Source organism: Rhodoplanes azumiensis (assembly GCF_042682915.1).
Lineage (GTDB): Bacteria > Pseudomonadota > Alphaproteobacteria > Rhizobiales > Xanthobacteraceae > Rhodoplanes > Rhodoplanes azumiensis.
Genome location: NZ_JBHUIW010000003.1, coordinates 45,604 through 72,352, shown reverse-complemented (window position 1 = coordinate 72,352; position 26,749 = coordinate 45,604). Strand labels below are relative to the sequence as shown.

25 protein-coding genes and 1 pseudogene are annotated in these 26,749 nt (G+C 70.6%); 11 read left to right on the top strand and 15 right to left on the bottom strand.

The annotated features are described in order from the left end of the window. The first annotated feature begins 18 nt into the window (after positions 1-18). The 3 genes from ACFSOX_RS03940 to ACFSOX_RS03930 all read left to right on the top strand — a co-directional run bounded on the left by ACFSOX_RS03940 (position 19) and on the right by ACFSOX_RS03930 (position 1,522). On the top strand, positions 19-276 hold the full coding sequence (locus ACFSOX_RS03940; protein ID WP_378476484.1) for a hypothetical protein: 258 nt from the start codon (positions 19-21) through the stop codon (positions 274-276). 73 nt (positions 277-349) lie between these two features. Then, positions 350-550, top strand: a complete 201-nt coding sequence (locus ACFSOX_RS03935; protein WP_378476483.1) for a hypothetical protein — start codon at positions 350-352, stop codon at positions 548-550. 339 nt (positions 551-889) lie between these two features. Next, positions 890-1,522, top strand: coding sequence for an NAD(P)-dependent oxidoreductase (locus tag ACFSOX_RS03930; protein ID WP_378476482.1), 633 nt, complete (start codon positions 890-892; stop codon positions 1,520-1,522). Positions 1,523-1,562: 40 nt separating this feature from the next. Here ACFSOX_RS03930 and tlpA read toward each other — a convergent pair whose 3' ends face one another. Beyond that, a complete protein-coding gene (gene tlpA, locus ACFSOX_RS03925) occupies positions 1,563-2,237 on the bottom strand; it encodes a thiol:disulfide interchange protein TlpA (RefSeq protein WP_378476481.1) in 675 nt (224 codons plus the stop codon). Between the two features lie 52 nt (positions 2,238-2,289). Between tlpA and argH the strand changes: the two genes are divergently transcribed. From argH to lysA, 3 genes are all read left to right on the top strand, one after another. Continuing rightward, positions 2,290-3,684: an argininosuccinate lyase gene (gene argH / locus ACFSOX_RS03920; RefSeq protein ID WP_378476480.1), complete on the top strand. Its 1,395-nt coding sequence runs from the start codon at positions 2,290-2,292 to the stop codon at positions 3,682-3,684. A 292-nt stretch (positions 3,685-3,976) separates the two neighbouring features. Then, complete coding sequence (gene lptM, locus ACFSOX_RS03915) at positions 3,977-4,228, top strand: LPS translocon maturation chaperone LptM (RefSeq protein WP_378476479.1); 252 nt, start codon at positions 3,977-3,979, stop codon at positions 4,226-4,228. 115 nt (positions 4,229-4,343) lie between these two features. Beyond that, the gene (lysA, locus tag ACFSOX_RS03910; RefSeq protein WP_378476478.1) at positions 4,344-5,609 is read left to right on the top strand and encodes a diaminopimelate decarboxylase; all 1,266 of its coding nucleotides are present in this window, start codon (positions 4,344-4,346) and stop codon (positions 5,607-5,609) included. A 34-nt stretch (positions 5,610-5,643) separates the two neighbouring features. On the opposite strand, the gene ACFSOX_RS03905 is transcribed toward lysA, so the two are convergent. Together ACFSOX_RS03905 and ACFSOX_RS03900 are read right to left on the bottom strand one after the other, a co-directional pair. Further along, positions 5,644-5,961 (bottom strand): HigA family addiction module antitoxin, encoded by a 318-nt coding sequence (locus ACFSOX_RS03905; protein ID WP_378476477.1) that lies wholly within the window; start codon positions 5,959-5,961, stop codon positions 5,644-5,646. 11 nt (positions 5,962-5,972) lie between these two features. After that, positions 5,973-6,254, bottom strand: a pseudogene (locus tag ACFSOX_RS03900) (type II toxin-antitoxin system RelE/ParE family toxin); the annotation flags it as partial. A gap of 239 nt (positions 6,255-6,493) precedes the next feature. Here ACFSOX_RS03900 and ACFSOX_RS03895 point away from each other — a divergent pair. Beyond that, on the top strand, positions 6,494-9,133 hold the full coding sequence (locus ACFSOX_RS03895) for a TIGR02302 family protein (protein WP_378476476.1): 2,640 nt from the start codon (positions 6,494-6,496) through the stop codon (positions 9,131-9,133). Positions 9,134-9,278: 145 nt separating this feature from the next. Here the strand turns inward: ACFSOX_RS03895 and ACFSOX_RS03890 are convergent, their stop codons facing one another. From ACFSOX_RS03890 to coxB, 8 genes are all read right to left on the bottom strand, one after another. Further along, the gene (locus ACFSOX_RS03890; RefSeq protein ID WP_378476475.1) at positions 9,279-10,046 is read right to left on the bottom strand and encodes an SURF1 family protein; all 768 of its coding nucleotides are present in this window, start codon (positions 10,044-10,046) and stop codon (positions 9,279-9,281) included. Continuing rightward, on the bottom strand, positions 10,043-10,453 hold the full coding sequence (locus ACFSOX_RS03885) for a DUF983 domain-containing protein (protein WP_378476474.1): 411 nt from the start codon (positions 10,451-10,453) through the stop codon (positions 10,043-10,045). Before ACFSOX_RS03885 ends, ACFSOX_RS03890 begins: the two co-directional genes overlap by 4 nt. A gap of 35 nt (positions 10,454-10,488) precedes the next feature. Then, positions 10,489-11,337: a cytochrome c oxidase subunit 3 gene (locus tag ACFSOX_RS03880; RefSeq protein WP_378476473.1), complete on the bottom strand. Its 849-nt coding sequence runs from the start codon at positions 11,335-11,337 to the stop codon at positions 10,489-10,491. A gap of 57 nt (positions 11,338-11,394) precedes the next feature. Then, a complete protein-coding gene (locus tag ACFSOX_RS03875; protein WP_378476472.1) occupies positions 11,395-12,009 on the bottom strand; it encodes a cytochrome c oxidase assembly protein in 615 nt (204 codons plus the stop codon). 82 nt (positions 12,010-12,091) lie between these two features. After that, positions 12,092-12,265 carry a hypothetical protein gene (locus ACFSOX_RS03870; protein WP_378476471.1) on the bottom strand — a complete coding sequence of 58 codons (174 nt, stop codon included), beginning with the start codon at positions 12,263-12,265 and terminating at the stop codon, positions 12,092-12,094. Continuing rightward, positions 12,262-13,287 (bottom strand): heme o synthase, encoded by a 1,026-nt coding sequence (locus ACFSOX_RS03865; protein WP_378476470.1) that lies wholly within the window; start codon positions 13,285-13,287, stop codon positions 12,262-12,264. The genes ACFSOX_RS03870 and ACFSOX_RS03865 overlap by 4 nt, the downstream gene beginning before the upstream one ends. A gap of 123 nt (positions 13,288-13,410) precedes the next feature. After that, positions 13,411-15,018: a cytochrome c oxidase subunit I gene (gene ctaD / locus ACFSOX_RS03860; protein WP_378476469.1), complete on the bottom strand. Its 1,608-nt coding sequence runs from the start codon at positions 15,016-15,018 to the stop codon at positions 13,411-13,413. A 56-nt stretch (positions 15,019-15,074) separates the two neighbouring features. Next, on the bottom strand, positions 15,075-15,989 hold the full coding sequence (coxB, locus tag ACFSOX_RS03855; protein ID WP_378476468.1) for a cytochrome c oxidase subunit II: 915 nt from the start codon (positions 15,987-15,989) through the stop codon (positions 15,075-15,077). Positions 15,990-16,495: 506 nt separating this feature from the next. Between coxB and ACFSOX_RS03850 the strand changes: the two genes are divergently transcribed. Continuing rightward, complete coding sequence (locus ACFSOX_RS03850; protein WP_378476717.1) at positions 16,496-17,023, top strand: invasion associated locus B family protein; 528 nt, start codon at positions 16,496-16,498, stop codon at positions 17,021-17,023. Positions 17,024-17,146: 123 nt separating this feature from the next. Next, positions 17,147-18,409 (top strand): lytic murein transglycosylase, encoded by a 1,263-nt coding sequence (locus tag ACFSOX_RS03845; protein WP_378476467.1) that lies wholly within the window; start codon positions 17,147-17,149, stop codon positions 18,407-18,409. Between the two features lie 227 nt (positions 18,410-18,636). Here ACFSOX_RS03845 and ACFSOX_RS03840 read toward each other — a convergent pair whose 3' ends face one another. Further along, the gene (locus ACFSOX_RS03840; protein WP_378476466.1) at positions 18,637-19,437 is read right to left on the bottom strand and encodes an IclR family transcriptional regulator; all 801 of its coding nucleotides are present in this window, start codon (positions 19,435-19,437) and stop codon (positions 18,637-18,639) included. Between the two features lie 456 nt (positions 19,438-19,893). Here ACFSOX_RS03840 and ACFSOX_RS03835 point away from each other — a divergent pair, with 456 nt between their 5' ends. Then, a complete protein-coding gene (locus ACFSOX_RS03835) occupies positions 19,894-20,103 on the top strand; it encodes a hypothetical protein (protein WP_378476465.1) in 210 nt (69 codons plus the stop codon). 60 nt (positions 20,104-20,163) lie between these two features. Beyond that, positions 20,164-21,207, top strand: a complete 1,044-nt coding sequence (otsB, locus tag ACFSOX_RS03830) for a trehalose-phosphatase (RefSeq protein WP_378476464.1) — start codon at positions 20,164-20,166, stop codon at positions 21,205-21,207. Between the two features lie 135 nt (positions 21,208-21,342). On the opposite strand, the gene ACFSOX_RS03825 is transcribed toward otsB, so the two are convergent. The 3 genes from ACFSOX_RS03825 to glgX all read right to left on the bottom strand — a co-directional run bounded on the left by ACFSOX_RS03825 (position 21,343) and on the right by glgX (position 26,745). Continuing rightward, positions 21,343-21,660, bottom strand: coding sequence for a DUF2934 domain-containing protein (locus ACFSOX_RS03825; RefSeq protein ID WP_378476463.1), 318 nt, complete (start codon positions 21,658-21,660; stop codon positions 21,343-21,345). 116 nt (positions 21,661-21,776) lie between these two features. Continuing rightward, positions 21,777-24,599, bottom strand: coding sequence for a malto-oligosyltrehalose synthase (gene treY, locus ACFSOX_RS03820; protein ID WP_378476462.1), 2,823 nt, complete (start codon positions 24,597-24,599; stop codon positions 21,777-21,779). Between the two features lie 70 nt (positions 24,600-24,669). Beyond that, positions 24,670-26,745, bottom strand: a complete 2,076-nt coding sequence (glgX, locus tag ACFSOX_RS03815; protein WP_378476461.1) for a glycogen debranching protein GlgX — start codon at positions 26,743-26,745, stop codon at positions 24,670-24,672. Between the last annotated feature and the right edge of the window lie 4 nt (positions 26,746-26,749).

Below are 26,749 nucleotides of genomic sequence, written 5' to 3'. Positions count from 1 at the left end.
CCGCCGAGGAGCGGACCGATGGGAATCGTCTCGTCGCAGTTCAACTGGGTGTCGACGCCGTCGGCTTACGCGCAAATGACCAACTGGCGCGCCAAGCAGAAGGCGTTCAACAGCAACGTCACGGCGAACCTCGCCGTGTTCAGCTACACGTTCGCCGACACGGCGACCACGCTCGGCTCGGGCATGGGCGAGATCGCCGCGAAGCGAGCGGCGGTGCGGATCCAGTCGGAGCTGCAGGCCAAGATCGCCAAGTCCCAGCTCGACATGACGGCCTGACAGCGGCGCGGTCGTAAATCCGGCGCTCCGGCCTCGACGCCGACGCCGTCCACAACGAGAAGGCAGGGACGCGATGAACACCACGGCAGTCGCGGGCGCCGCCGTCGGCGCACAGGCCGGCGAGACGCAGATCGCCATGACGGCGAAGATGATGAAGGTCAACGCCCAGCAGGAGAAGGACATCGCCGACATGGTGCAGGCGGCCGCCGACAACGGCGAGCGCCTCGCCAATGTCGCGGCCGGCGTCGGCCGCGCGCTCGACATCTTCGTCTAGGTCGCGGCCGAGGCGCACCTCGGCGCCGTGGACGAGCCGGGACGCGGCGAAGCGACGCGGCCCATATGTTCGATCCCGTTTCGAGACATGCATTTTTCGTCCGCCCCGGGGTTCGCGCGGGACGCGCAGCACGATCGTGGTCCCGTCACGCGATCTGTGCGATAGGAGGCCCGAAACGGGTGACGGGCCTCCGGCCATCGCGGCCGCGGCCCGGGATCGGGCCGGCTTTCGCCGGCAATCGCGCCTCGGTGTGATCCGACCGCCCTCCCCGTTCGTTCGCCGTTGTCGACCAATTCGACGCCCGGCCCGGTCCGTCGCGTCCACAAAGGATTTTCTGGGATGGCTCGTGTCCTGATCGTCGGTGCCTCCAAGGGCATCGGTTTCGAAACCACGCTTCAGGCGCTCGCCGCCGGACACCAGGTCCGGGCGTTCGCCCGCTCGGCCCCGCGGATCAAGGCCGATCCACGCCTCGAGATCGTCAAGGGCAACGCCCTGAAGGCCGCCGACCTGGACGCCGCGGTCGACGGGGTCGACGTGGTGATCCAGACGCTCGGCATCGGGCTCGGCGACATGATCGGGCCGGTCCGCCTGTTCTCCGACTCGACCCGCCACCTGATCGCGGCGATGCAGGCGCACGGGGTGCGGCGGCTGATCGCCGTCACCGGCTTCGGGGCGGGCGAGAGCCGCAGCAGCATCAACCTGCTCCAGTACGGCCCCTTCGTCCTGGTCTTCGGCCGCGCCTACGACGACAAGAGCCGGCAGGAGAAGCTGATCAAGGAGAGCGGGCTCGACTGGACGATCGCCCGCCCCGGGGTGCTGACCAACGGCCACAAGACGCGCGAGTACCGCGTTCTCGTCGACAAGAAGGAGTGGCGCAACGGGCTCGTCTCGCGCGAGGACGTGGCCGACTTCCTGGTCCGCCAGATCGACGACCGCAGCCTGATCGGCAAGGCACCCGTGCTGGTCTACTGACGGACCGAAACGGGCCACCGGCACGCGGCGGGCGAGAGCATCACCGCGCCAGCGCGGCCTTCACCAGGGCGAGCGCGTCGGGGCTCGCCCATTCGGCGGGTCCGGCCAGCGTCGCCACGGCGCAGCCCGTCGGATCGACCAGCACGGTCGCCGGCAGGCCGAAGGCACCGAGCTCGCGCAAGACCTTGCCGCTCGGATCGGCGTAATAGGCGAGCCCGTCGATCCCGACCTCCTTCAGCCAGGCGCGCGGCTTGTCGGGGTTGCGGGTGTCGACATTGACGGCCACCACCTCGAACCTGTCGCTTCCGGCCTGGCGCTGAAGGGCGTCGAGCGCCGGCATCTCCTTGCGGCAGGGCACGCACCAGGTCGCCCACAGGTTGAGGAGCACGGTGCGGCCCCGCCAGTCGGCGAGCGTCCGCTGCGTCCCCATCCCGTCCGTGAAGGCGAGGTGCTGCAGGGGGCGCGGCGTGTCGGCGACCGCCACGGCCGCGACCTCGCCCTTGGCGAGCGGCGCGAGGCGCTTGGCGAGGTCGAGCGCCGGGCCGCAGGCTGCCGCCTGCGGATTGCGTCCCAAACCCGACAGGCCGTATACCGCCCCGGCACCGACCGCCACGGCGGCGCCGAGCGCGAGGACGACGAGCGTCGCCCGCCGCGACCGGCGCGGCGCGGCGGCGGTCACGGTCTCGGGCGGGGTCGTCTCGGGATCATCGGCCATGGGGCGAACACTGCCTCGGACACTGTCGGGTCGGACACTTCAGGGACGCGGGATGAGCAACACGATGTGGGGTGGCCGGTTCGAAAGCGAGCCTGCCGCGATCATGGCCGAGATCAACGCCTCGATCGACTTCGACCGCGCGCTGTACCGGCAGGACATCGCCGCGAGCAAGGCGCATGCGGGAATGCTCGCAGATCAGGGCATCATTTCGGCGGCCGATGCCACCGCCATCGCAAGCGGGCTCGACGCCGTACTGGCCGAGATCGAGGCCGGCACGTTCGAATTCTCCCGCGCGCTCGAAGACATCCACATGAACGTCGAGGCGCGGCTGAAGACGCTGATCGGCGCGCCGGCGGGCCGCCTGCACACGGCGCGCTCGCGCAACGACCAGGTGGCGACCGACTTCAAGCTGTGGGTGCGCGACGCGATCGACGGCATCGACGCGCTGCTCGCCGACTATCAGCGGGCGCTCGCCGAGAAGGCGCTGGCGCATGCCGGAACCGTGATGCCGGGCTTCACCCATCTGCAGACCGCGCAGCCGGTCACGTTCGGCCACCACCTGCTCGCCTATGTCGAGATGGCCGGCCGCGACCGCGGCCGCTTCGCCGACGCGCGGGCGCGGCTGAACGAATGCCCGCTCGGCTCCGCGGCCCTCGCCGGCACGTCGTTCCCGCTCGATCGACACAAGACCGCGGCGGCGCTCGGATTTGCGCGCCCCACCGCGAACTCCCTGGATGCCGTCTCCGACCGCGATTTTGTTCTCGAGACGCTCGCGGCCGCGGCGATCGCGTCCGTGCACCTCTCCCGTTTCGCCGAGGAGATCGTGATCTGGACGTCGCCGCTGGTCGGCTTCCTGAAGCTCACCGATGCGTTCACGACCGGCTCGTCGATCATGCCGCAGAAGCGCAACCCCGACGCCGCCGAGCTGGTGCGGGCCAAGACCGGCCGCGTCTGCGGCTCGCTTACGGCGCTGCTGATGGTGATGAAGGGGCTGCCGCTCGCCTATCAGAAGGACATGCAGGAGGACAAGGAAGGCGCCATGGACGCGATCGCGGCGCTCGAATTGTCGCTCGTCGCCATGGCCGGCATGGTGCGCGACATGACGCCCGACACGGCGCGCATGCGGGCCGCCGCCGGCAGCGGCTACGCCACCGCGACCGATCTGGCCGACTGGCTGGTGCGGGTGCTCGGCATGCCGTTCCGCGACGCCCACCACGTCACCGGCCGGATCGTCCAGGCGGCCGAGAAGGCCGGCGTCGACATCGCCGAACTGCCGCTCGAGGCCCTGCAGGCGGTGGAGCCGCGGATCACGGCGGCCGTGTTCGAGGTGCTGACCGTCGATGCCGCGGTGAAGAGCCGCGCGAGCTACGGCGGCACGGCGCCGGACAATGTCCGGGCGCAGGCCGAAGGCTGGCTCGCCCGGCTGGACGCCGACGCGACGGCGTGAGCCGGCCCCGGACACGGCGAGGCCGGCACCCGGAGTGGTCCGCGGCCGGCCCGCGGAGCTGATCGGTCGGCGGGGGTCGGCTCCCGCCGACCGATCGGGTCGGCGGAACACCGTGATGCAAGGATCACACGGTCGCGGCGAAAAGCACATCGGCCTCCCGAAAAGGCCCGAATTTCGCCTCCACATGCTGTAGGGTCGGCCATCGTGACCGGCGTCCGCCGGTGCGCGGGCGTTTCCGCGCCGGATGGACGGCTCGTCGCACGGAGTGGGTTCGATGGGGGGCGACAGGCTCGTGAGTCGCACGCGCGTGATCAGGGTTCTGACGGTCGTGGCCATGGTCGGAGCGCTCGGCGTCGCCGGGTGCGGCCGCAAGGGCGCGCTCGAGCCGCCGCCCTCGGCCCAGGCCGCGCCGGCCGCACCGGCCGAGCAGCAGCAGGGCTGGCGCTCACCGACCATGGTGCCCGATCTCAATCCGCCGCAGCAGCCGATGACGCTGCCGCCGGCGAAGGACCGCAAGTTCCCGCTCGACCCGCTTCTCAACTGAGCGGCTTTGGCCTAAACGCTGCCGTTGCGCCTGCACGTCGCGAGACCCGCTCCGGCCGACCGGAGCGGCGCGACGACGTCATGCCGCGCCGACCCCGCTCCCGTCCGAGGCGCCCATGCACCATTTCCAGTATCGCGACGGCGTGCTGCACGCCGAGGCGGTCGATCTCGTCCGCGTCGCCGAGGCGGTCGGAACGCCGTTCTACTGCTATTCGACCGCCACGCTGACCCGGCATTACCGGGTGTTCGCCGAGGCCTTTTCCGACGTGCCGGCGACGATCTGCTACGCCATGAAGGCGAACTCCAACCAGGCCGTGATCCGCACGCTGGCGGCGCTCGGCGCCGGCGCCGACGTGGTCTCGGGCGGCGAGCTCAAGCGCGCGCTGGCCGCCGGCATCCCGCCGGAGCGGATCATGTTCTCGGGCGTCGGCAAGACGGCCGACGAGCTGGCGCTCGCCGTCGACACCGGCATCCTGTGCGTCAACGTCGAGTCCGAGCCCGAGCTGGAGCTCTTGTCCGCGATCGCCGCGGCGCGGGGCAAGCGGGCCGGCATCTCGCTGCGCGTCAACCCGGACGTCGACGCCGGCACCCACGAGAAGATCTCGACCGGCAAGGCGGAGAACAAGTTCGGCATCCCGATTTCTCGCGCCCGCGCGGTCTATGCGCGTGCGGCCGCCCTCCCCGGCGTGACGGTCGAGGGCGTCGACATGCATATCGGCAGCCAGATCACGGCGCTCGGGCCGTTCCGCGACGCCTTCGCGCTGCTCGCCGACTTCGTCCGCATGCTGCGGGCCGACGGCCACGCCATCACGCATATCGACTTCGGCGGCGGGCTCGGCATTCCCTACGACGAGAGCGACGACGAGCCGCCGCACCCCGAGGCCTATGCGGCCGTGGTGAAGGAGGCGACCCGCGATCTCGGCTGCCGGCTGCTGTTCGAGCCGGGCCGGCTCCTGGTCGGCAATGCCGGCATCCTGGTGACCCGGGTGATCTACGTGAAGCGCGGCGAGGCGAAGACCTTCGTGATCGTCGACGCCGCCATGAACGACCTGGTCCGCCCGACCCTCTACGACGCGTTTCACGCGCTGCGTCCGGTGGTCGTCCCGGCCGCGGGAGCGGCGGAGATCGTCGCCGACGTGGTCGGCCCGGTGTGCGAGTCCGGCGACTTCCTGGCGCTCGACCGCACCCTGCCCGAGCCGCAGCCGGGCGACCTGATCGCCGTGATGTCGGCCGGCGCCTACGGGGCCGTGCAGGCCGGCACCTACAACACCCGCCCGCTCGTCCCGGAGGTGCTGGTGAACGGCGCCGACTGGGCCGTGGTCCGCCCGCGCCCGTCGATCGACGACATCATCGGTCTGGACCGGATGCCGGGGTGGTTGTGACGTCGAACGGCGACGTTCTCACAGCGGATATGCGTCACTTCGCGGAGACCCCGCCGGACAGTTTCGTGCGATCGGCGAGCGTCGGCATTCCGCCGAGTCGATCGCCGATCTCGCGCCTGGCCAGACGCAGCTCGTAGAGCGCCTGCAGATTGAGCCAGAATTCCGGACTGGTGCCGAACCAGTGACCGAGCCGCAGCGCCGTATCGGCCGTGATTCCGCGCTGGCCGTTGATGATTCCGGTAATGCGGTTCACCGGCACGTCGAGCTGACGCGCCAGCTCCGCAGCCGAGATCCCGAGCCCGGACAGCTCTTCGGCGAGATGCTCGCCCGGGTGGATGGCGGTGCGTGCCATTGGACTTCGTAATGATAGTCGACGATCTCGACTTCGATCGGGCCAGGCGACCCCTCCGGCCACGCGAAGCAGATGCGCCATTGGTCGTTGATCCGGATACTGTACTGACCTTTTCAGTCGCCCTTCAGGGCTTCGAGCCGGTTCCCCGGAAGGGCCGCGAGATCGCTCAGCGCTGCCGCGGCGTCCAAGCGGTCGAGCCTGATCTCGGCTTGTCGGGCAAATCCCGAAAACTGCTTCACATGCTCGCCCTCGGCGAACCGTCTGGTCCGCTCGTCACGGTAGCTGACGATCATGACCGTACACCGGAATTACACTTTACGTAAGTCGTAACGATTTTAGGAACCCTGGGCAGGCGGCCCGGAGGACGCGCAATGATACCCCCCCCCTCGGCCCGGAACTTGCCTGACTGAGCTTCGGCAAAGCCTGACAATGGCGTGATCGGCCGCCGGGGCGGACGCATTTCGGCCGTGCCGGCGTGCCAGGAACGACCGTCGCGTGTTATAGCCGGAAGGCGACACCCCCGGAGAGCCGCTTGAGCGACCAGACCCGCGCCCCCGAAAAGCCCGCGCCCTACAAGGCCGCGCCCGACAAGCTCGCGTCCAACACGCTCACATCGCCGTCGTCGCCCGCCGCCGACGTGCTCGGCACCGCTCTGATGCGGGCCCGCTGGGTGGTGTTCTGGGAGCGCCTGTGGCCGGACCTCGCCCTCGTCGCGACCGTCCTGGGCGGCTTCGTAGCCGCCTCCTGGCTCGGCCTGTGGCTGTGGCTGCCGCCGGCCGGGCGGGCGATCGGGCTCCTCGCCTTCGCGGGCCTGCTGATCGCCGCCCTGGTGCCGCTGGTGCTGCTGCGCTTCCCGGGCCGGACGACCGGCCTCGCCCGGCTCGATCGCGATTCGGGCCTCGCCCACCGCCCGGCGACCGCCGCGACCGACAGCATCGCCACTCCGTCCGAGGATCCCTGGGCGCTGGCGCTGTGGCGCGCCCATGTCGAGCGTTCGCTCGCCACCGCCCGCGCCCTGAAGGTCGGGCTGCCGGCGCCGCGGCTCGCCGCCCGCGACCCGGTCGCGGTGCGCATGCTGGTGCTGCTGCTCGTCGCCGTGTCGTTCGTCTCGGCCGGCGGCGACCGAATGCGGCGGATCGCCGCCGCCTTCGACTGGCACAGCGCGGTCGTCCCGTCGAACTTCCGGCTCGACGCCTGGGTGTCGCCGCCCGTCTATACGGGGCGGGCGCCCGTGATCCTGCCCGGCGTCCGCCCGGGCGAGACGGCCCATGCCGGCATCCCGGCCGCCGTGACGGTGCCGGCCGGCAGCGTCCTGGTGATCCGGGCGAGCGGCCAGTCCGGGCTCGACGTCTCGGTGACGGGCGGGCTGGTCGAGGTGGCGCCCGACGCCGCCCTCAAGCCCCCGGCCGGCGCCGAGGAGCGGCGCTTCACCGTGAAGGAGCGCGGCACCGCGACCGTGCGGGGCACCGGCCACGATCTCGCCTGGAGCTTCGTCGCGACCCCCGACCGGGCGCCGACCATCGCGCTGACCAAGGATCCGGAGCCGCAGGCGCGCGGCGCCCTCCAGCTCACCTACAAGGTCGACGACGACTACGGGGTGGTCGAGGCGCGCGCCACCGTCGCCGCGAAGCCGTCGGCGGCGCAGCCCGGCGACCCCGGCCAGCCCGCGGCGACCCCGCGGCCGCTGTTCGACCCGCCCGAGACCACCTTGTCGCTGCCGCAGGCCCGCACCCGCTCGGGCGTCGGCCAGACCACCAAGGATCTCACCGAGAATCCGTGGGCCGGCGCCGAGGTGACGCTCACCCTTACGGCCAAGGACGAGGCCGGCAACGAAGGCCGCAGCGCGCCCGTCGACCTGCGCCTGCCGGAGCGGCTGTTCGTCAAGCCGCTCGCCCGCGCCCTGATCGAGCAGCGCCGCATGCTGGCGCTCGACGCGGACCGCCGCGACACCGTCGCGGTGGCGCTCGACGCGCTCGCCATCGCGCCCGATCGCTTCACGCCCGAGGCTGGAACCTATGTCGGTCTCCGCTCGATCTTCTACACGCTGGTGCGTGCCGAGAGCGACGAGCAGCTGCGCGACGTCGTGCGCGAGCTGTGGGCGATGGCGACCCAGATCGAGGACGGGACCGTCTCTGACGCCGAGCAACGGCTGCGCAACGCGCAAGACGCGCTGCGCCAAGCGCTGGAGCGCGGCGCCAGCGAGGAGGAGATCAAGAAGCTGATGGAGGAGCTGCGCGCCGCCATGCAGCAGTTCATGCAGGCGCTGGCCGAGGAGCTCCGCAAGAACCCGCAGATGGCGCGTCCGCTCGACCGCAACACGCGAGAGCTTCGCTCGCAGGATCTGCAGAGCATGCTCGACCGGCTCGAGCAGCTCGCCCGCTCCGGCGCCCGCGACGCCGCCCGCGCCCTGCTCGACCAGCTCCAGTCCATGATGGAGAACCTGCAGATGGCCCGCCCCGGCCAGCAGGGCGACATGGACGACGAGATGATGCAGGCGCTGGACGAGCTCGGCGACATGATCCGCAAGCAGCAGCAGCTGCGCGACCGCACCTTCCAGCAGGGGCAGGACCAGCGCGGGCAGCGGGGCCAGCGCGGCCGCCGCGGCCAGCCGCCGGAAGGCGAGCAGCCGGGCGATCCCAGCGACTACAGCCAGCTCCAGCAGAACCAGCAGGCGCTGCGCGACCAGCTCAAGAAGCTGATGGAGCAGCTCAAGCAGAAGGGCTTCGGTCAGCCGCAGGACGGCAAGGGCGAGCAAGGCGGCGACCAGCCGGGCGGCGATCCGTTCGGCCGCGCCGAGGAGTCGATGGGCGACGCCACCGGCGAGCTCGGCCAGGGCAATGCCGACGGCGCCGTCGACAGCCAGGGCCGCGCCCTCGACGCGCTGCGCAAAGGCGCCCAGGGGCTCGCCCAGCAGCTCCAGCAGCAGATGGGCCAAGGGCCGGGCCCCGGCCAGCCCGGCCGCGGCCAGGCCCGCGCCCAGCAGGACACCGACCCGCTCGGCCGGCCGCTGCGCGGCCGCGACTACGGCGACGACACCACGGTCAAGGTGCCGGGCGAGATCGACGTGCAGCGCGCGCGGCGGATTCTCGAGGAGCTGCGCCGGCGCTTCGCCGACCCGCTGCGGCCGCCCGTCGAGCTCGACTACATCGAGCGGCTGCTGAAGGATTTTTGAAGACCTTGCAGGGTGGGCGCGCATGCGCGCCCACCCCGTCCACCCGAACAGACCACTTTTTTCAACTGGGTGGGCAACGGCGCGACGCGCCGTCGTACACCCCGACGGCCCTATGCGGCATCGCTCCAGCGGGCCGGCGAGAATCCTACGCGCCCTCGCCCTTCCGCCGCCCGAACGCCCACACGAGAAAGATCACGGCGAGCGCCAGCGCCAGGCTGAACCACGTGATGGCGTATTGCAGGTGGTTGTCGGGCAGGTTCGGCCGCAGCAGCACGGGCCGCGGCAGGCCGCCCGGTGGCGCGGGCGTCTCGAGGTCGAGATAGAAGGCCGGCACGGCGAGCCCCCTCACGGCGGCGATCGCCGCGGGATCGCGGGCGAACCAGATGTTGCGGCCGGGATCGTCGGCGGGCGCGAAAGTCGGCCGGGTCTCGGGCCAGCGCATCAACGCGACGATCTCGACCGGGCCGGTCACCTGGCCGGCGGCGCGCGCCTCCGGCGCCTTGTCGGCATCCGGCACGAAGCCGCGGTCGACCAGCACGGTCTCGCCCCCGGCGAGCACGAGCGGCGTGAACACCCGGTAGCCGAGCCCGGTCGGCGCCGTGCGGGAGCCCGATCCGATCGCATAGACCAGCGCCTCCAGGTCGTGCCGGAACGTGCCGGAGACCCGCACGCGGCGAAACTCGTCCGCCTCCCGCGACAGGCCGGGCCACGCCGCCGGCGGCGGCAGCGGCACCGGCTCGGCGGCGAGCCGCTCGGTCAGTGTCGCGATGAGGGCGCGCTTCCACGCCATGCGCTCGAGCTGCCAGACGCCGAGCCCGATCAGGATCGCGACGCCGACCAGCGACACCAGCCCGGGCACCAGCAGGCGACGCAGCGACGAGGGCGCCGGACGCGCGGCGCAGCGCGCCGTCATGACGCGTCTTCGGGGCCGAAACGCCCCTCCGCCGCCTTGTGGCGGTACTGCAGCGCGATCATCAGGCCCTTGGACGGGCGCAGCGGCGCCAGCGTCGTGATCAGGATCAGCGGCAGCCACAGGACCGCGTGCAGCCAGAAGGGCGGCTGATAGACGATCTCGGTGATCAGCGCGGCGGCGACGACGACGAAGCCCGAGAACGACATCACGAAGAAGGCCGGGCCGTCACCGGAGTCGATGAAGGCGAGGTCGAGCCCGCACACCTCGCAGCGCGGCCGCACGGTAAGGAAGCCGGAGAACAGATGCCCCCGGCCGCAGCGCGGGCAGCGCCCGCGCAAGCCCGCCGCCAGCGGATCGGGGACGGCCGGGTGCACGGGCTGCGGCGGAGGGTCGGTGCGCTCGTCCATTCCGGTCGTCTCTCCGCCGGTCGATGCCGTCCCGGTCAATGCGCGGCCGCCGAGCCCGATCCCCACACATAGATGCAGGCGAACAGGAACAGCCACACGACGTCGACGAAGTGCCAGTACCAGGCGGCGAACTCGAAGCCGAGATGCTGGGTCGGGGTGAAGTGGCCGGCCAACGCCCGGACCAGGCAGACGATCAGGAAGATGGTGCCGATGATCACATGGGCGCCGTGGAAGCCGGTCGCCATGAAGAAGGTCGCGCCGTAGATGTTGCCCGAGAAGGCGAAGTGGGCGTGCGCGTATTCGAAGCCCTGCACCATCGTGAAGGTGAGGCCGAGCGCGACCGTGCAGATCAGGCCCCACTTGAGCCCCTCGCGGTCGCCGTGCAGCAGCGCGTGATGCGCCCAGGTGACGGTGGTGCCCGAGGTGAGCAGGATCAGCGTGTTGAGGAGCGGCAGGTGCCAGGGATCGAAGGTCTCGATGCCCTTCGGCGGCCACACGCCGCCGAGCAGCTCGGTGCGCACCACCTGGTTGGCCTGGTCGGGGAACAGCGCGACCGTGAAATAGGCCCAGAACCAGGCGACGAAGAACATCACCTCGGAGGCGATGAACAGGATCATGCCGTAGCGGTGCGAGATCTGCACCACCTTGGAGTGGAAGCCGCCGTGCTCGGCCTCCTTGATCACGTCGCGCCACCAGCCGGCCATCACGGCGAGCACGCCGACGGCCCCGACCGCGAACACCCACGGCGCCGCGGCGAACGACTTGTGCATCCAGAAGATGGCGCCGACCGCCATGACGAAGGCGGCGAGCGAGCCGAGCGCCGGCCACGGGCTCGGATCGACCAGGTGGTAGTCGTGCTGCTGCTTGGCGTGGGCCTCGGCCATGATGGTCTCCGTCGGTCGTGCGGGGGCCGCGGCGCGTCGCGCCGCGCGGATCGTCGGTCAGGAGCCGCTCGCGCGCGCCGTCGCCGGCGCACGGGTCGGATAGAACGTGTAGGACAGCGTGATGGTGTTCAGATCGTCCTGGTCGGGATCGGCGGCAAGCTTGGGATCGACGAAGAACACCACCGCCATCTCGCGGCGCTCGCCGGGCTTGAACACCTGCTCGGTGAAGCAGAAGCACTCGATCTTGGAGAAGTAGGCGCCCGTGGTGGTCGGCGCGACGTTGTAGGAGGCCGTGCCCGTCGTCTCGCGCGCCGCCAGATTGGTGACGGCGTAGTAGATCGTCACGACCTCGCCGAGCTTCACCTCGACCTTGGTCTGCTCGGGCTCGAACCGCCACGGCAACCCGCGGGCGATGTTGGCGTCGAACCGCACCGTGATACGGCGGTCGAGAATCGCCTGCGGCGCCGCGGTGGCGACCTGGGTGGTGCCGCCGAAGCCGGTGACGCGGCAGAACCAGTCGTAGAGCGGCACGGCCGCATAGGCGGCCCCGACCATCAGGCCGACGAAGACGCCGCAGGCGAGCGCGACGCCGACGTCGCGCCGCGTCGCCGCGCGCTGGCGGGCGAGATCGGACACGGGCGGGGTCGGCGTCCTCGGGGTCGTCGGGGTCACGATCTCGGAGCCTCGTCCTGACTGCTTCGATCCGACGGCGTCGGACCCGTGGTTTCGGAGCGCCGGGTTCGCCGCGCGCGTCTCACAGCGGCCGGTTCATCACGCCGGGGCCGAGCTTGACCAGCGTGACCACGTAGAACAGCAGCACCAGCCCGGCGAGCACCAGCGCGATCGCCACCGAGCGCGAGCGCTGGCGGCGCTTCTGCTCCGCCGTCAGGACGATGCCGTCGTCGCGCTGCAAGGGACGCCCGCTCATGCCGCACCCCCGAGCCAGCCGTCACCGATCCCGAGCGCGGCCGCGCCGGCCGCGATCAGCGGCGCCACCCAGCGGTCGATCAGCAGAACGGCGAAGAGCGCGAACAGATAATAGAGCGAGAAGCCGAAGAGCCGCTTGGCGAGCCGGTCGGTCGCCTGCGGATCGGTCGCCCGCCACAGTCGCACGGAGAGCCACACGATCTTCGCGCCCGCACAGGTCGCGACGAGGCCGTAGAGGATCCCGGCGCCGCCGAGCAGAGCCGGCGACACGCCGACCGGAGCGAGAACGAGGGCGTGCAGGAGGATCTGCCGCTTGGTCTCGGCGACTCCGGAGACCACCGGCAGCATCGGAACGCCGGCGCGCGCGTAATCGTCGCTGCGCCACAGCGACAGCGCCCAGAAGTGCGGCGGAGTCCAGAAGAAGATGATCAGGAAGAGGAGCACCGGCTCGAGCGACAGGCTGCCGGTGACGGCGGCCCAGCCGATCATCGGCGGCACGGCGCCGGCGGCGCCGCCGATCACGATGTTCTGCGAGGTCGCCCGCTTCAGCCACATCGAGTAGACGACCGCGTAGAACAGGATCGTGAAGGCGAGGAGCCCGGCGGCGAGCCAGCCGGCGACGAGACCGAGCACCGCGACCGAGCCGACCGACAGCGTCGCGCCGAAGGCGAGCGCCTCGTCGGGCCGCACCCGGCCGGCCGGGATCGGGCGTCGCGCCGTGCGCGACATCACCCGGTCGATGTCGGCGTCCCACCACATGTTGAGGGCGCCGGCGGCCCCCGCTCCGACCGCGATGGCGACGAGCGCCGCGAAGCCGATCACCGGATGCAGACGATCGGGGGCGACCAGCATGCCGGCGAGCGCCGTGAACACCACGAGCGACATCACCCGCGGCTTCATCAGCGCGACGTAATCCCTCACCTCGGCGACGCTCGGCTCGGGCCTGGCGACCGCGGCGAACGGCGCGCCGGCGAGCACCGGAGGTTGGCGGGACAGGTCGGCGCCGTCGGTGACGAGAGACATGCCTTGCACCTCGGGCCGCGCCACACGACACGCGCGGCGGTGGTTTGATGGGCGAGCGTCACCCGCGCACACCGGCGCGAGATCGAGAGGAGCGGCGACGCCGCCGCTCCGGACAGGCCGGTGTCAGCGGATGCGCGGCAGCACCTCGAACTGATGGAACGGCGGCGGCGACGGCAGGGTCCATTCCAGCGTCGTCGCGCCGGCGCCCCACGGATTGCCGGCCGCGTGCTCCCTGCGCTGGAAGGCGCGGACGATGCCGAAGAAGAAGATCAAGAGCGCGACGCCCGAGATGTAGGAGCCGATCGACGACACCATGTTCCAGCCCGCGAAGGCATCGGGATAGTCGGCGATCCGGCGCGGCATCCCGGCGAGCCCGAGGAAGTGCTGCGGGAAGAACAGCATGTTGACGCCGACGAAGGTGACCCAGAAGTGCAGCTTGCCGATCCACTCCTCGTACAAGTAGCCGGTGAACTTCGGGAACCAGTAGTACCAGCCGGCGAAGATGGTGAAGACGGCGCCGAGCGACAGCACGTAATGGAAGTGGGCGACGACGTAGTAGGTGTCGTGCAGCGCGCGATCGACCGAAGCGTTGGCGAGGACGACGCCCGTCACCCCGCCCACCGTGAACAGGAAGATGAAGCCGAAGGCCCACAGCATCGGGGTGCGGAACTCGATCGAGCCGCCCCACATGGTGGCGATCCAGGAGAAGATCTTGATGCCGGTCGGCACCGCGATGATCATCGTGGCGGCGACGAAATAGGCCTGCGTGCCGGTCGAGAGGCCGACCACGTACATGTGGTGGGCCCACACGATGAAGCCGATGAAGCCGATCGCCACCATGGCGTAGGCCATGCCGAGATAGCCGAACACCGGCTTCTTCGAGAAGGTCGCGACGATCTGGCTGATGATGCCGAAGCCCGGCAGGATCATGATGTAGACTTCGGGGTGGCCGAAGAACCAGAACAGATGCTGGAACAGCACCGGGTCGCCGCCGCCCTCGGGGGCGAAGAAGGTGGTGCCGAAGTTGCGGTCGGTGAGCAGCATCGTGATGGCGCCGGCCAGCACCGGCAGCGCGAGCAGCAGCAGGAACGCCGTCACCAGCACGGACCACACGAACAGCGGCATCTTGTGCAGCGTCATGCCGGGCGCGCGCATGTTCAGGATGGTGGTGATGAAGTTGATGGCGCCGAGGATCGACGAGGCGCCGGCGAGATGCAGCGACAGGATGGCGAAATCGATCGCCGGGCCGGGATGGCCGATGGTGGAGAGCGGCGCGTAGATGGTCCAGCCGGAGCCGGCGCCGGTGCCGCCCGGCTCGCCCTCGACGAACAGCGACATCAGGAGCAGCGTGAACGAGGCCGGAAGCAGCCAGAACGAGATGTTGTTCATCCGCGGGAACGCCATGTCGGGCGCCCCGATCATCAGCGGCACCAGCCAGTTGCCGAAGCCGCCGATCAGCGCCGGCATCACCATGAAGAACACCATGATGAGGCCGTGCGCCGTGGTGAACACGTTGAAGGTGTGGGCCGAGGCGAAGATCTGCATGCCCGGGCTCTGCAGCTCGAGCCGCATGCCGATCGACAGCGCGGCGCCGATCACCCCGGCGAACATCGCGAACACCAGATACATGGTGCCGATGTCCTTGTGATTGGTCGAGAAGACCCAGCGCCGCCAGCCGGTCGGATGGGCGTGGGCGTCGTGCGCGTCGTGAGCCGTTACGGTGGCGTCCATGGTGCTTCCTCGGAGGTCTCGTGAGGCGGCGCGCGACGACGCGCGCGACCGCCGGCTCAGTCGGCGACGGCCTGCGCGGCGACGGCCGGCGCGGCGGCGTCCGGCGCGGCGGCAGCGGCCGCTGCGACCGCGATCGGCGCGTCGACGGACGGCGGGACGGCGGCGAATTTCTTCTTGGCGTCCTCGACCCAGGCCGTGAAGGCCTGCTCGCTCACCACCCTCACCGCGATCGGCATGAAGGCGTGATCCTTGCCGCACAGCTCGGAGCACTGGCCGTAATAGACGCCTTCGCGCTCCGCCTTGAACCAGGTCTCGTTGAGACGGCCCGGGACGGCGTCGATCTTGATGCCGAAGGACGGCACCGCGAAGGCGTGGATCACGTCGGCGCCGGTGACCTGCACGCGCACCACCTTGCCGACCGGCACCACCATCTCGTTGTCGACGGCGAGGAGACGCGGCTGGCCGGGCTTCAGCTCGCCCTCCGGCACCATCAGCGAGTCGAACTCGAACTTGCCCTGGTCCGGATAGGCGTAGCTCCAGAACCACTGCTTGCCGGTCGCCTTCACGGTGACGTCCGCCTGCGGGGTGTTGAGCTGGACGAACATGATGCGGAAGGACGGCACCGCGATCACGACGAGGATGATCACCGGCACCACGGTCCACAGCACCTCGATCAGCGTGTTGTGCGTGGTGCGCGACGGCGTCGGGTTGGCCTTGCTGTTGAAGCGCAGCATGACGACGACGAGAAGGACGAGGACGAGCGCGACGATCGCCGTGATGATCCACAGCAGGAGGTCGTGGAACCAGACCACGTCCTTCATCACCGGCGCGGCCGGCTCCTGCATCCCGAGCTGCCAGGGCGACGGCTGACCGAGACCGGCCAGGGCCGCATCGGGACCGGCGAAGCCGCCGAACCCGATCATCGTCAGGGCGGCCAGCGCCACGCAAAGCACTCGGAGAACACCCGTCATCGTGGTCACTGCTCCTTCGTCGTCGGCGGAGGCGAGCGGCCCGTCCGGGCCGTCGTCACAACGGGGCGAAAAGCACAGATCCAAAACCGGATGAAGTCGGGAGGTTCCGCGGCGCACACAGCTCGGGCGCACTGACGGACGGCCTCGACGGCACCGGGGGTCTGCACCGCGATTGAAACTCTTCAAACCACAAATCCGCCCCACTCGCAATGTGCCTGCACGGGAGATCGCGCCGCGACGACGCAATTGCAGCACGACACCGCACCGGCTGCGCGTGCCGTGCGCGGCCGACGCCGCCGAAACCCCCGGTGCGGCCGTCGCGCCGATGACGTAACTTAGCCTCGGGACCGCGTGATTCCGTCTCGCTTGGACGATCACGACAGTCCACCGATCCTGACACGTGCGGCCGCCGACATGGTGCCGCCGCACCGTCCGCAAAGGAGCCCGCGATGGGTGCGTACTCGTTTCGACAGGCCGTCTTCGCGGCCGCGCACGTCGCTCGTTCGATGTCGCAGGTGCCGCCGGTGCGGCGCCTCGCCGGCGCCGGTCTCGGGCTCGCGGTCGCTCTTCTCGCGTGCGGTGCAGCGGTCGCCCCGGCGGCCGCGCAAGGCGCCGTGCGGTCCGTCCACGAGGACTGGCAGATCCGTTGCGAGACGCCGCCCGGCGCCCAGTCCGAGCAGTGCGCCCTGTTCCAGAGCGTGGTGGCCGAAGACCGCGCCAATGTGGGCCTCACCGTGCTGGTGCTGCGCACCGCCGACCAGAAGACCCGGCTGATGCGCGTCCAGGCGCCGCTCGGCGTGCTGCTGCCGGCCGGGCTCGGCCTCAAGGTCGACAATGTCGACGTCGGCCGCGCCGGCTTCGTGCGCTGCCTGCCGCGCGGCTGCTACGCCGAGGTCGTCCTCGACGAGACCTTGATCAAGCAGTTCCGCTCCGGCCAGACGGCGACCTTCTTCATCTTCCAGACGCCCGAGGAGGGCATCGGCTTCCCGATGAGCCTGAAGGGATTTGGAGACGGCTTCGACAAGCTGCCTTGACACCGCCGTCGTGAACCGATCATCACGCCCGGCGAGCTTTCGCGGGGCGTGATTCGGACGCGCGCGATCGGCCGGCGTGATCGGGTCGCGTGATCGGGATCTCGCGAATCGCAGGAGACGCCCATGTCCTCGTCCGCTCCGCACGCGTCCGCCCCGCCCTCCTCGGGGCGTCCCCGCCGTCGCGCCGCCGCGGTGCTCGGGGCGCTCGGCCTCGCGCTCGTCGCGGCCGACGCGGCGCTGGCGCAGGCGCCGTGTCAGAACACCGGCCGGTTCGAGGACTGGCTCGCCCGCTTCAAGCAGGAGGCCGTCCAGCAAGGCATCTCCCACCAGGCGATCGCCGCGGCGACCCCCTACCTCGTCTACGACCAGCGCATCGTGAACATCGATCGCGGCCAGAAATTCTTCGCCCAGAGCTTCCTGCAGTTCTCCGACAAGGTGCTGCCCGCCTACCGGCTGCAGAAGGGCGCCGAGCAGCTGAAGGTCCACGCCGCCCTGTTCGCCCGCGCCGAGGCGCAGTTCGGCGTGCCGGGGCCGATCATCGTCGCGTTCTGGGGCCTGGAGAGCGACTTCGGCGTCGCCATGGGCAAGGACCACGCGATCCGCTCGCTCACGACGCTGGCCTACGACTGCCGCCGCTCGGAGATGTTCCGAGGCCATCTGTTCGACGCGCTGCGCATGATCGAGCGTGGCGATCTGCGCGCCGAGGAGATGGTCGGTTCCTGGGCCGGCGAGCTCGGCCAGACCCAGATGATGCCGTCCGAGTACATGAAGCACGCCATCGACTGGGACGGCGACGGTCACCGCAACCTGTTGAAGAGCGTCCCCGACGTGATCGGCTCGAGCGCCTCGTATCTGCAGGAGCTCGGCTGGCGGCGCGGCGAGCCGTGGATGCGCGAGGTGAAGGTGCCGGCCGTCATGCCGTGGCAGGAGGCCGATCTCGCCATCCAGCATCCGCACGCCAAGTGGTCCGGATGGGGCGTGACGCTGCGCGACGGCAAGCCGCTGCCGGCCGGCGGGCCGCCCGCCTCGCTGCTGCTGCCGATGGGCCGGCTCGGGCCGGCATTTCTGGTCTATCCGAACTTCCAGGCGTACCTGAAGTGGAACGCCTCGCTGGTCTATGCGACCACGGCCGCCTATTACGCGACGCGGCTCGCCGGCGCGCCGCCCATGTATCGCGGCGCCCCCGACATCCCGGTGCTCAGCCAGGAGCAGGGCAAGGAGCTGCAGGAGCTCCTGAACCGCGCCGGCTTCGACGTCGGCACGCCGGACGGCAAGATCGGCGCCGGCACCCGCACCGCCGTCAAGCAGGCCCAGCTCAGGTTCGGCCTGCCGGCCGACTCGTATCCCACGCCCGAGCTGATCGCCCGCCTGCGCGCCGGGCGGTGAGCTCGACAAAAGCCGGCGGTTCAGCGAGTGATCTTACCCTCTCCCTATAAGAGGGCTTTACAGAATTCGTCATGCCGGGGCGCGCCGAAGCCGCGAACCCCGGAATCCAGCGGCAAATTCCACATCCTGGGCTGGATTCCGGGTTCGGCGCGGTGCGCCGCCCCGGAATGACCGAGTCATGCAACGCTCCCCGGCGGGGAGAGGTGAAGCGAGCGGCCGCGGCGTCCTCACCGCGCGACGCGCACGCGCGGGCGGCTGGTCTGGCCGTCGGTGTCGCCGGCCTGCATGGCGGTCTCGATGTCGCGGGCCGCGGTGATCACCAGCGGCGCCAGCTTGGCCCGCAGGGCGTCGTCCCAGCGCGCCTTCGGCACCAGGAAGCTGAGGCTGCCGAGCACGGCGCGGCGTGGCCCGAACACCGGTGCCGCCACGGCGGCGCGGACCTGGTCGACGTCGCCGGCCGCCGTCGTGTAGCCGGCGCGCCGGAACGCCGCGAGATGGCGGCGGAAGTCGTCCCAGGAGTGACCGAGCCCGGCCGCCGCGATCTCCTCGGCGTTCGCCGTGAACAGCGACTTGAGGGTGCGGTTGGGCAGATGCGCCAGGATGATCTTGGATGTCGCCCCGCGGAACAGCGGCATCGGCCGGCCACGCTGGAACACGATCGGCTCCTGATGACCGGTGCCAATCTCCTGGTGAACGCACATCACCCGGTCGTGGAACAGCCGGCACAGCAGAACGGCGCCGCCTTCGGCCGCCTGCTGAACGAGGTTCGCCATGATGTCGCGGGCCGCCTTCAGCATCGGATCGCAGAGCTGGATCTGGCGGTCCATCTGGATGATGGCGGGGCCGAGCGTGTAGCTGGCGCCCGACACCGGGCTGATCAGCCCGGCCTTGGTCAGCCGCTTGAAGTAGCGATAGGCCGTGGTCGCCGAGACCGCGAGCTCGCCCGCGGCATCTTCCACGGTCCATTCCGGACGTTCGACGGTAAACAGACCCAGCACGGCGAGCAGCCGGTCACCGCTGCTGGGCAATCCCCCTTCGTCCTTGGAGCGGCCCCCACCCTCGCCGCGCGCGGGAGTCGGATAAGACACGATCGTCACCCCCCGAAAACGTGTTACTTGCTCAGTGTTGACACAACCTGAAGACGATTCAAGCTTTTCTTTCAAAGATTGCAACTTTAACTTACATTTACATAAGTTGGAAACGGCTTGCTTTGATCTGGAACAGGTTTTCCTGTGGCGTCGACTCGGCGTCTTGTTGCGCCAACGGCCCGCACGGACGCCGGAAATGCGGCGCCACAATTTGGACGCGCACCCGTCCCGGGCGCCCAGTGACGGAACGTTACCGCCGTCCCGCCGTTCTGGTGAGGGCACCGCGGCCCCCTCGCGGTGCAGATCGACGAACCGAATCGGGCGACCCGCGTGCACGAGTTTACCCCTACACGACCGGAACACGACCGCGAGATTGCATCGCTGCACACGGTGGCCATGCTGGCGGCCGACCCGCCGCGCCGTCCGCCGGTCGACGATCCGACGCCGAGCCCGGCCGATCCGGGACCGCTCGACGACCCGCCGCCGACCCGCCCGAACGATCCGGTCGAGGAGCCGCCGCCGAACGAGGACGAGCCCGGCCCGATCGAGGAGCCCGCGCCGGGCCACGAGGACACGCCCGACCTCCGGATCTCGGTCGTCCAGTAGACACTTGCGTGGTCGGTCGTGGTCTTCTTCGCCTCCGCGGCGAACGCCGCCGACCTGACGGTGAGCGCGATCGTTGCGCGGGAGATCCGGGCGCTCACCATCGCGGTGTTCTCTGCGCTCGCCGCCGGGCCGGGTGGCGTCGCCGGACCGTGGCTGGTCGGCACGCTGATCGATTCGGGCTCGCGCGCGGGCGGGTTCGCGGGCTATCCGTTCGGGGCGGCCCTGATGGTCGCGGCCACCGCCGTGCACCGGCGCTGGGGTCTCGCCGCGGAGCGCCGCAGCCTCGCGGTCGTGGCGCGCCCGCTCGCGGCCGTCGATCGAACCCGCTGGAGTGACCGGATGACCCGAGCCGGAACGATGATGCCCGCCGCCGAGGCGATCGATCTCGACACGATGGCGCTCCTACTCGACATCGACGGAACGCTGCTCGACTTCGCGCCGACACCGCGCGAGGTGTGGGTGCCGCCGACGCTGCGCCGGACGCTCGGCGCTCTCCTCGCCCGCACCGACGGCGCGCTGGCGCTGGTCAGCGGCCGCGCGCTCGCCGATCTCGACCTCCTGTTCGCGCCGCTGGAACTGCCGGCGATCGGCGGCCATGGCGCCGAGCTGCGCGTCGCTGCCGGCGAGCGCTCGGACCCGGCCCGCACGCCCGCCCTCGACCCGATGGTCAAGCGCAAGCTGGCGAGCGTCGCCGAGCTCGGCCCCGGCGTGCTGATCGAGGACAAGGGCTACTCGCTCGCCCTGCACTGGCGCCTTGCCCCCGACAAGGGCGACGCCGTGATCGCGATGGTGCGGAGCATTTGCGACTCGTTCCCGGACCTGCCCCTGGAGGCGCTGCCCGGCAAGGCCGTGATCGAGGTGAAGTCGGCCACCTTCGACAAGGCGACCGCGGTCGCCGAGCTGATGCAGCGCCCGCCCTTCGCGGGACGTCGGCCCGTCTTTCTCGGCGACGACGTCACCGACGAGCGGGTCTTTCCGATCCTGCCGCCGCTCGGCGGATTCGGCTTCGCGGTCGGCCGCGACATCCCCGGGACGGCCGGATCATTCGCCGACCCCACCGCGGTCCGCGCCTGGCTCGACGGACTCTTGGAGCGAGAGACGTAACATCACCCGTCATGCCGGGCGCGGACCGTCAAGGTCGCGCCCGGAATCCATACGCCCGGCATCCGTCATCCTCGTGCCGCGCCGCGTCGATACGGGGCCGCGGCGAAATTCGGCGCCGGCTCGCGCGACGCCGGCTCACTCGGCGGCGTCGCGCTCGGCGGCGTCGCGCTCGGCCTCGCGGCGCGGCGGACAGGCCTGCTCGCCGTCGTCGGTGAGGGTCGGCCGCTCGCCGGCCGCAGCGGCGGCGGGGTCGGCCTCCTCGACCACGTCGGCCGCGATGGTCGGATCCTGCGGGTCGCGCGCGACCGGAACCAGCGTCAGGTCGTGGCTCTCCTCGATCGCGACCAGCTTCCTGGCCATCTCCCAGTGAACCTCGGCCTGCCCGTGCGGGCAGCCCTGCTCCTGCCAGATCCGAAAGGCGCGCTCGCGCACGCGCTGCTCGTGGTCGTCCATGGGGGTCTCCTGCCGCGTTTCCGCGGGCCAAAATGCGTGGGACATCATCGTCGAGCACGAAGGCTGTGCCGGTGCAGTTCCCGCACGGGCGGGAAACCCACCAGCGACGAGTGAGCTTAGACCCGCGACGCGACGGGACGACGACCTACCGTGACGGCCGCCCGCGCGCCATGCGTCGCCTCGAAGACCGCGACCGGCAGCGGCCCGAACAAGGCCTTCGCCGGAACGGTGCCGGACGGTGGCGCGACGCCGGGCCGCAGCGCGTCGGCCTTCACCGTGAAGCCGTCGAGCACCACGGCGGCATCGAGCGCTTCGGCCTCGAGCCAGCGACGGCCGCCGTCGGTGAGCGGCGCGAAGTGACGCAGCACCGCGACGATCACGGCGTCGCGCCGCCCGGTGCGGGCGTAGGCGAGCACGTGCCCGGCCTGCGGCCCCTCGACCGGCAGCGGCACGTAGCCGCCGTCGGCGAACACGGCCGGCAGGGCGCGGCGCAGCTCCAGCAGCCGGTGCGTCAGCGCGAGCTTGATCCGCCCGTCGGTCCAGGACGCCGCGAGGGCGTCCCAGCCGGGGGTCTCGCCGATCGACGCGAGGATGGAACGGCGTGCATCGAAATCGACGGCGCGGCGGTTGTCGGGATCGACCAGCGACAGATCCCACAGCTCGGTGCCCTGATAGACGTCGGGCACGCCCGGGATCGTCGTTTTGAGGCCGAGCTGGGAGAGGCTGTTCAGCGCCCCGAGCAGCGCCGTGCGGCCGGCGATCTCGGCGAAGTCGGCGAGGACGTCGGACGACGCCCCGGGATCGAGCAGGCGGGCCACGAAGGCCGTGACGGCGCCCTCGTAGGCGTCGTCCGGATTGTGCCAGCTCGTCTCCTGCTTGCCCTCGCGCAGCGCCTTCACGGCATAGGTCTGCAGCCGCTCGATCAGGCCGGCATCCGGCGCGCCATTCGTCGGCCACGCGCCGATCAGCGCCTGGTAGAGCATGTATTCGTGCGCGTCGGAGGGCGCGCGGCGCGGCTTCCTGGTGATCAGCGGCTCGTTGCGCTGGCGCCAGCGCCGCACCGCGGCCTCCCAATCGGCCGCGATCTCGGCGATCGACAGGATGCGCATGCGCGCGTCCTCGCCACGCTTGGTGTCGTGGGTCGCCGTCGCGACCATCGCATGCGGATGCGCGAGCCGCGCCTTCATGCGGTAGTCGAACTCGCCCGGCGACAGCGCCGGCAGCACCGGCTCGCCGCCGACCTCGTTGAGCGCGATCAGCCGGTGGTAGCGATAGAACGCCGTGTCCTCCAGCGCCTTCGCCGTCACCGGGCCGGTGAGCTGCTGCACCTTGGCGGAGAAGCGCCGCACCCGCGGGATGCTGTAGCCCTGGCGCCCGGGGGCGATCAGGTCGAGGGTCAGCACCTCCTGGAGGAAGTCGAGCACGCCGACGTCGGGGCCGTACCAGCGCGCGCGCGCCCGCGCGATGGTCTCGACGATGCGGGCGCGGTCCTCGGCCGAGACCTGGCCGCCGGCGCCGATGTAGGTGCGGTAGACCGGGAACTGGACGATGTAGGCCTGCAGCGCGGCGCGCAGGCGCTCGAAGGTGAAGTCGCGGCTCTTCCAATGGCCGGCCGCGATGCGGGCGAGCAGGCGGCACAGCACCGTGAACTCGGACGCCAGCATGGTGTCGAGCACCCGCAGCTTGGCGTCCTCGACGATCCGCTCGAAATCCTGCCGCTCGCCCAGAATGTCGCGATAGAGCGCGTCGAGCCGCGGCATGCCGGCGTCGTCGAGCAGCACCCGGAGGAGATCGTTGAGCACGTCGTAGCCGGTGGTGCCGGCGATGCCCGGCATGGCGGGCATCGGCTCGCCCTCGGCGAGGATCTTCTCGGCGACGATGTAGAAGGGCTGCGCCCGCGCCGGCCCGGGCCGCACGGCGCGCACGACGCGCGACAGGCGCCGCGCGTACTGCACCGGATCGAGCAGCCCGTCGACGTGATCGAGCCGCAGGCCGTGCAGGCGGCCGTCGCGGATCAGCGCCAGCACGCGGCGGTGGGCGGCGTCGAAGGTCGCGAGGTTCTCGACCTTGATGCCGGCGAGGTCGTTGATGTCGAAGAAGCGCCGGTAGTTGATCTCGGTGAAGGCGACGCGCCAATGCGCGACGCGGTAGTGCTGGCGCTCCAGCAGACGATGCAGCCGGGTCGGGTCGGCGGCACCGGGCCGATAGGCGGCGAGGCCGCGCGCGATCACGGCGGCGCCGCCCGGCACGGCGGCGAGCTCGGCCTTGAAGGCCGGCGCGTGCTCGCGGGTCGGTTCGTTCGGGTCGGGAAACCGGTTCGCCAGCGCGAGCAGCTTGCGCCCCGCATCGGTGTCGGTGGCGCCGGCCTCGGCCACCACGGTCTTCAGGATGTCGCCGTAGCGGTTCGGCCGGATCGGCAGCCGATGCTCGAAGTACCAGACCGAGAAGGAGCCTTCGGCGGCGTCGTATTTCAGCACGAGGTCGCCGTCGTCGAGCGCCTCGCCGTAGGACTTGCCGAGGATCGGGATCAGCAGGCCGCCGTGCGGGCGATAGGGCAGCGTCTCCCATTCGATGTCGAAGGAGGCGGCGTGCGGCGACCTCTGGCCCCATTCGAGCACGTCGAGCCACCAGGCATTGTCGGCATAGCCGACGCCCATGTGGTTCGGCACGAAGTCGAGGATCAGGCCGATGTCGGCCTTCTCCAGCGCCGCGGAAAGGCGGTCGAAGGCGGCGTCGCCGCCGAACTCGGGATTGAGGGCATCGTGGTCGACGATGTCGTAGCCGTGGGTCGAGCCGGCCCGCGCCTTGAGGAACGGAGAGGCGTAGAGATGGCTGACGCCGAGGCTCTTCAGATACGGCACCAGCGCCGCGGTTTCGTCGAAGCCGAGCGTGGACGAGAGCTGTAGCCGATAAGTCGCGGTCGGAACGACGGGCGGCATCGGGCCTCCTGGCACGGGCGGGACTCGCTGGGCACGGGCGGCGCGGCGCCGCCCGGAGCCGGCGCGGACGTCACGGCGTTCCCGCGAAGACGGTGACGGAGCGCGAGGGGGTCGCGAACGTCGTGCCGGGCTTCGGCGCCTCGGTCCTGGGATCGTCGGGCGCCACGGTCGCCAGCACCCGGGTCCAGGCCGCGCAATCGGGCCATGTCGGCAGCACGACATCGACCGGATGAGCGGCCGCGTTGAACAGGATCAGCAAAGGAGCACCCGAGGGATCGAGCGGCGCGAGCACGTAGGACAGGAACCGCGCTTCCGCAAAGGCCCAATCCGCGCCGTCCATCTCGGTTCCACCGGGCGTCAGCCATTTGACGTCGTACTGGTCGCCGCGGCGGCCGACCAGCCAACGCCGGCCCTGCAGCTGCGGATAGTCACGCCGCAGCGCCGTGAGCTTTTCGACCAGCGCGACGAGATCGTCGCCGTCACGGCCGAGGCCGGACCAGTCGACCCAGCCGACCTCGTTGTCCTGGCAGTACGGGTTGTTGTTGCCGCCCTGCGAGTTGCCGACCTCGTCGCCGGCCAGCATCAGGGGCACGCCCTGCGACAGGAAGAGGGTGGCGAGCAGACCGCTGCGCACGCGGCGACGGACCTCGCGGATTTCCTTGTCGGTGGTCGGCCCCTCGACGCCCCAGTTGGCGCTGATGTTGTCGTCGGAGCCGTCGCGGTTGCCCTCGCCGTTCGCCTCGTTGTGCTTGCGGGCGTAGCTGACCAGATCGGCGAGCGTGAAGCCGTCGTGCACGGTGACGTGATTGATGCTGGCGCGCGGCATGCGGCGGCGATGCCGGAAGCGGTCGGCCGAGCCGGTGACGCGCGCGGCGAGATCGCGGATCTGGTTGGCGTCGCCGCGCCAGAACGACCGCACGGTGCGGCGGAACTGGTCGTTCCATTCCGACCAGCCGGGCGGGAAGCCGCCGAGCTGATAGCCGCCGAGCCCGATGTCCCACGGCTCGGCGATCAGCTTGACGCGCGACAGCACCGGATCCTGGCCGATCGCGGCGAAGAAGCCGGAGGTCGGATCGAAGCCGTGCGGCTCGCGCCCGAGCGTCGTCGCGAGGTCGAAGCGGAAGCCGTCGACGTGGCACTGCTCGACCCAGTACCGCAACGAGTCCATCACCATCTGCAGGACGCGCGGATGGGTGAGGTTGAGCGAGTTGCCGGTGCCCGTGAAGTCCTCGTAGTAGCGCGGCGCGTTCGGCCGCAGCCAGTAGTACGAGGCGTTGTCGATGCCGCGGAACGACAGCGTCGGGCCGAGATGGTTGCCCTCGCCGGTGTGGTTGTAGACGACGTCGAGATAGACCTCGAGGCCGGCATCGTGCAGCTGGCCGACCATCGACTTGAAGTCCTCGACGCCGGTCTCCGGCGTGCCGTAGCGCGGCTCCGGCGCGAAGAAGCCGATGGTGCCGTAGCCCCAGTACTGGCGCAGCCCCTTGTCGACCAGCATGCGCTCGTCGACGAAGGCGTGCACGGGCAGAAGCTCGATCGCCGTGATGCCGAGCCGCTTGTAGTGCTCGATCATCGACGGCGCGGCGAGCCCGCGGAACGAGCCGCGCAGATGCGACGGCACGTCCTCGCGCAGCATGGTCAGCCCGCGGACATGCGCCTCGTAGATCACGGTCGAATGCCACGGCACCGCGGGCCGCGGATGGCGACCCCAGGTGAAGGCGTCGTCGACGACGACGGCCTTCGGAACCCCGCGGGCATTGTCGCGCTTGTCGAAGGAGAGATCCCCCCGGGCGCTGCGCATCCGGTACGCGAAGTGCGCGTCGCTCCACACGAAGTGCCCGGTCAGCCGCTTGGCGTAGGGATCGAGCAGCAGCTTGTGCGGATTGAAGCGGTGGCCGCGCTCCGGATCGTAGGGCCCGTAGACGCGATAGCCGTAGACCTGCCCCGGGACGACCTGGGGCAGATAGGCGTGCCAGACGTCCTCGCTCACGGCCGGCAGGACGACGCGGTCCGTCTCGCGCCGTCCGGTGTTGTCGAACAGGCAGAGCTCGATCTTCTCGGCGTTCGCCGAGAAGATCGCGAAGTTCGTTCCGCGGCCGTCGAAGGTCGCGCCGAGCGGATACGGCACGCCCGGCTCGACCTTCATGACG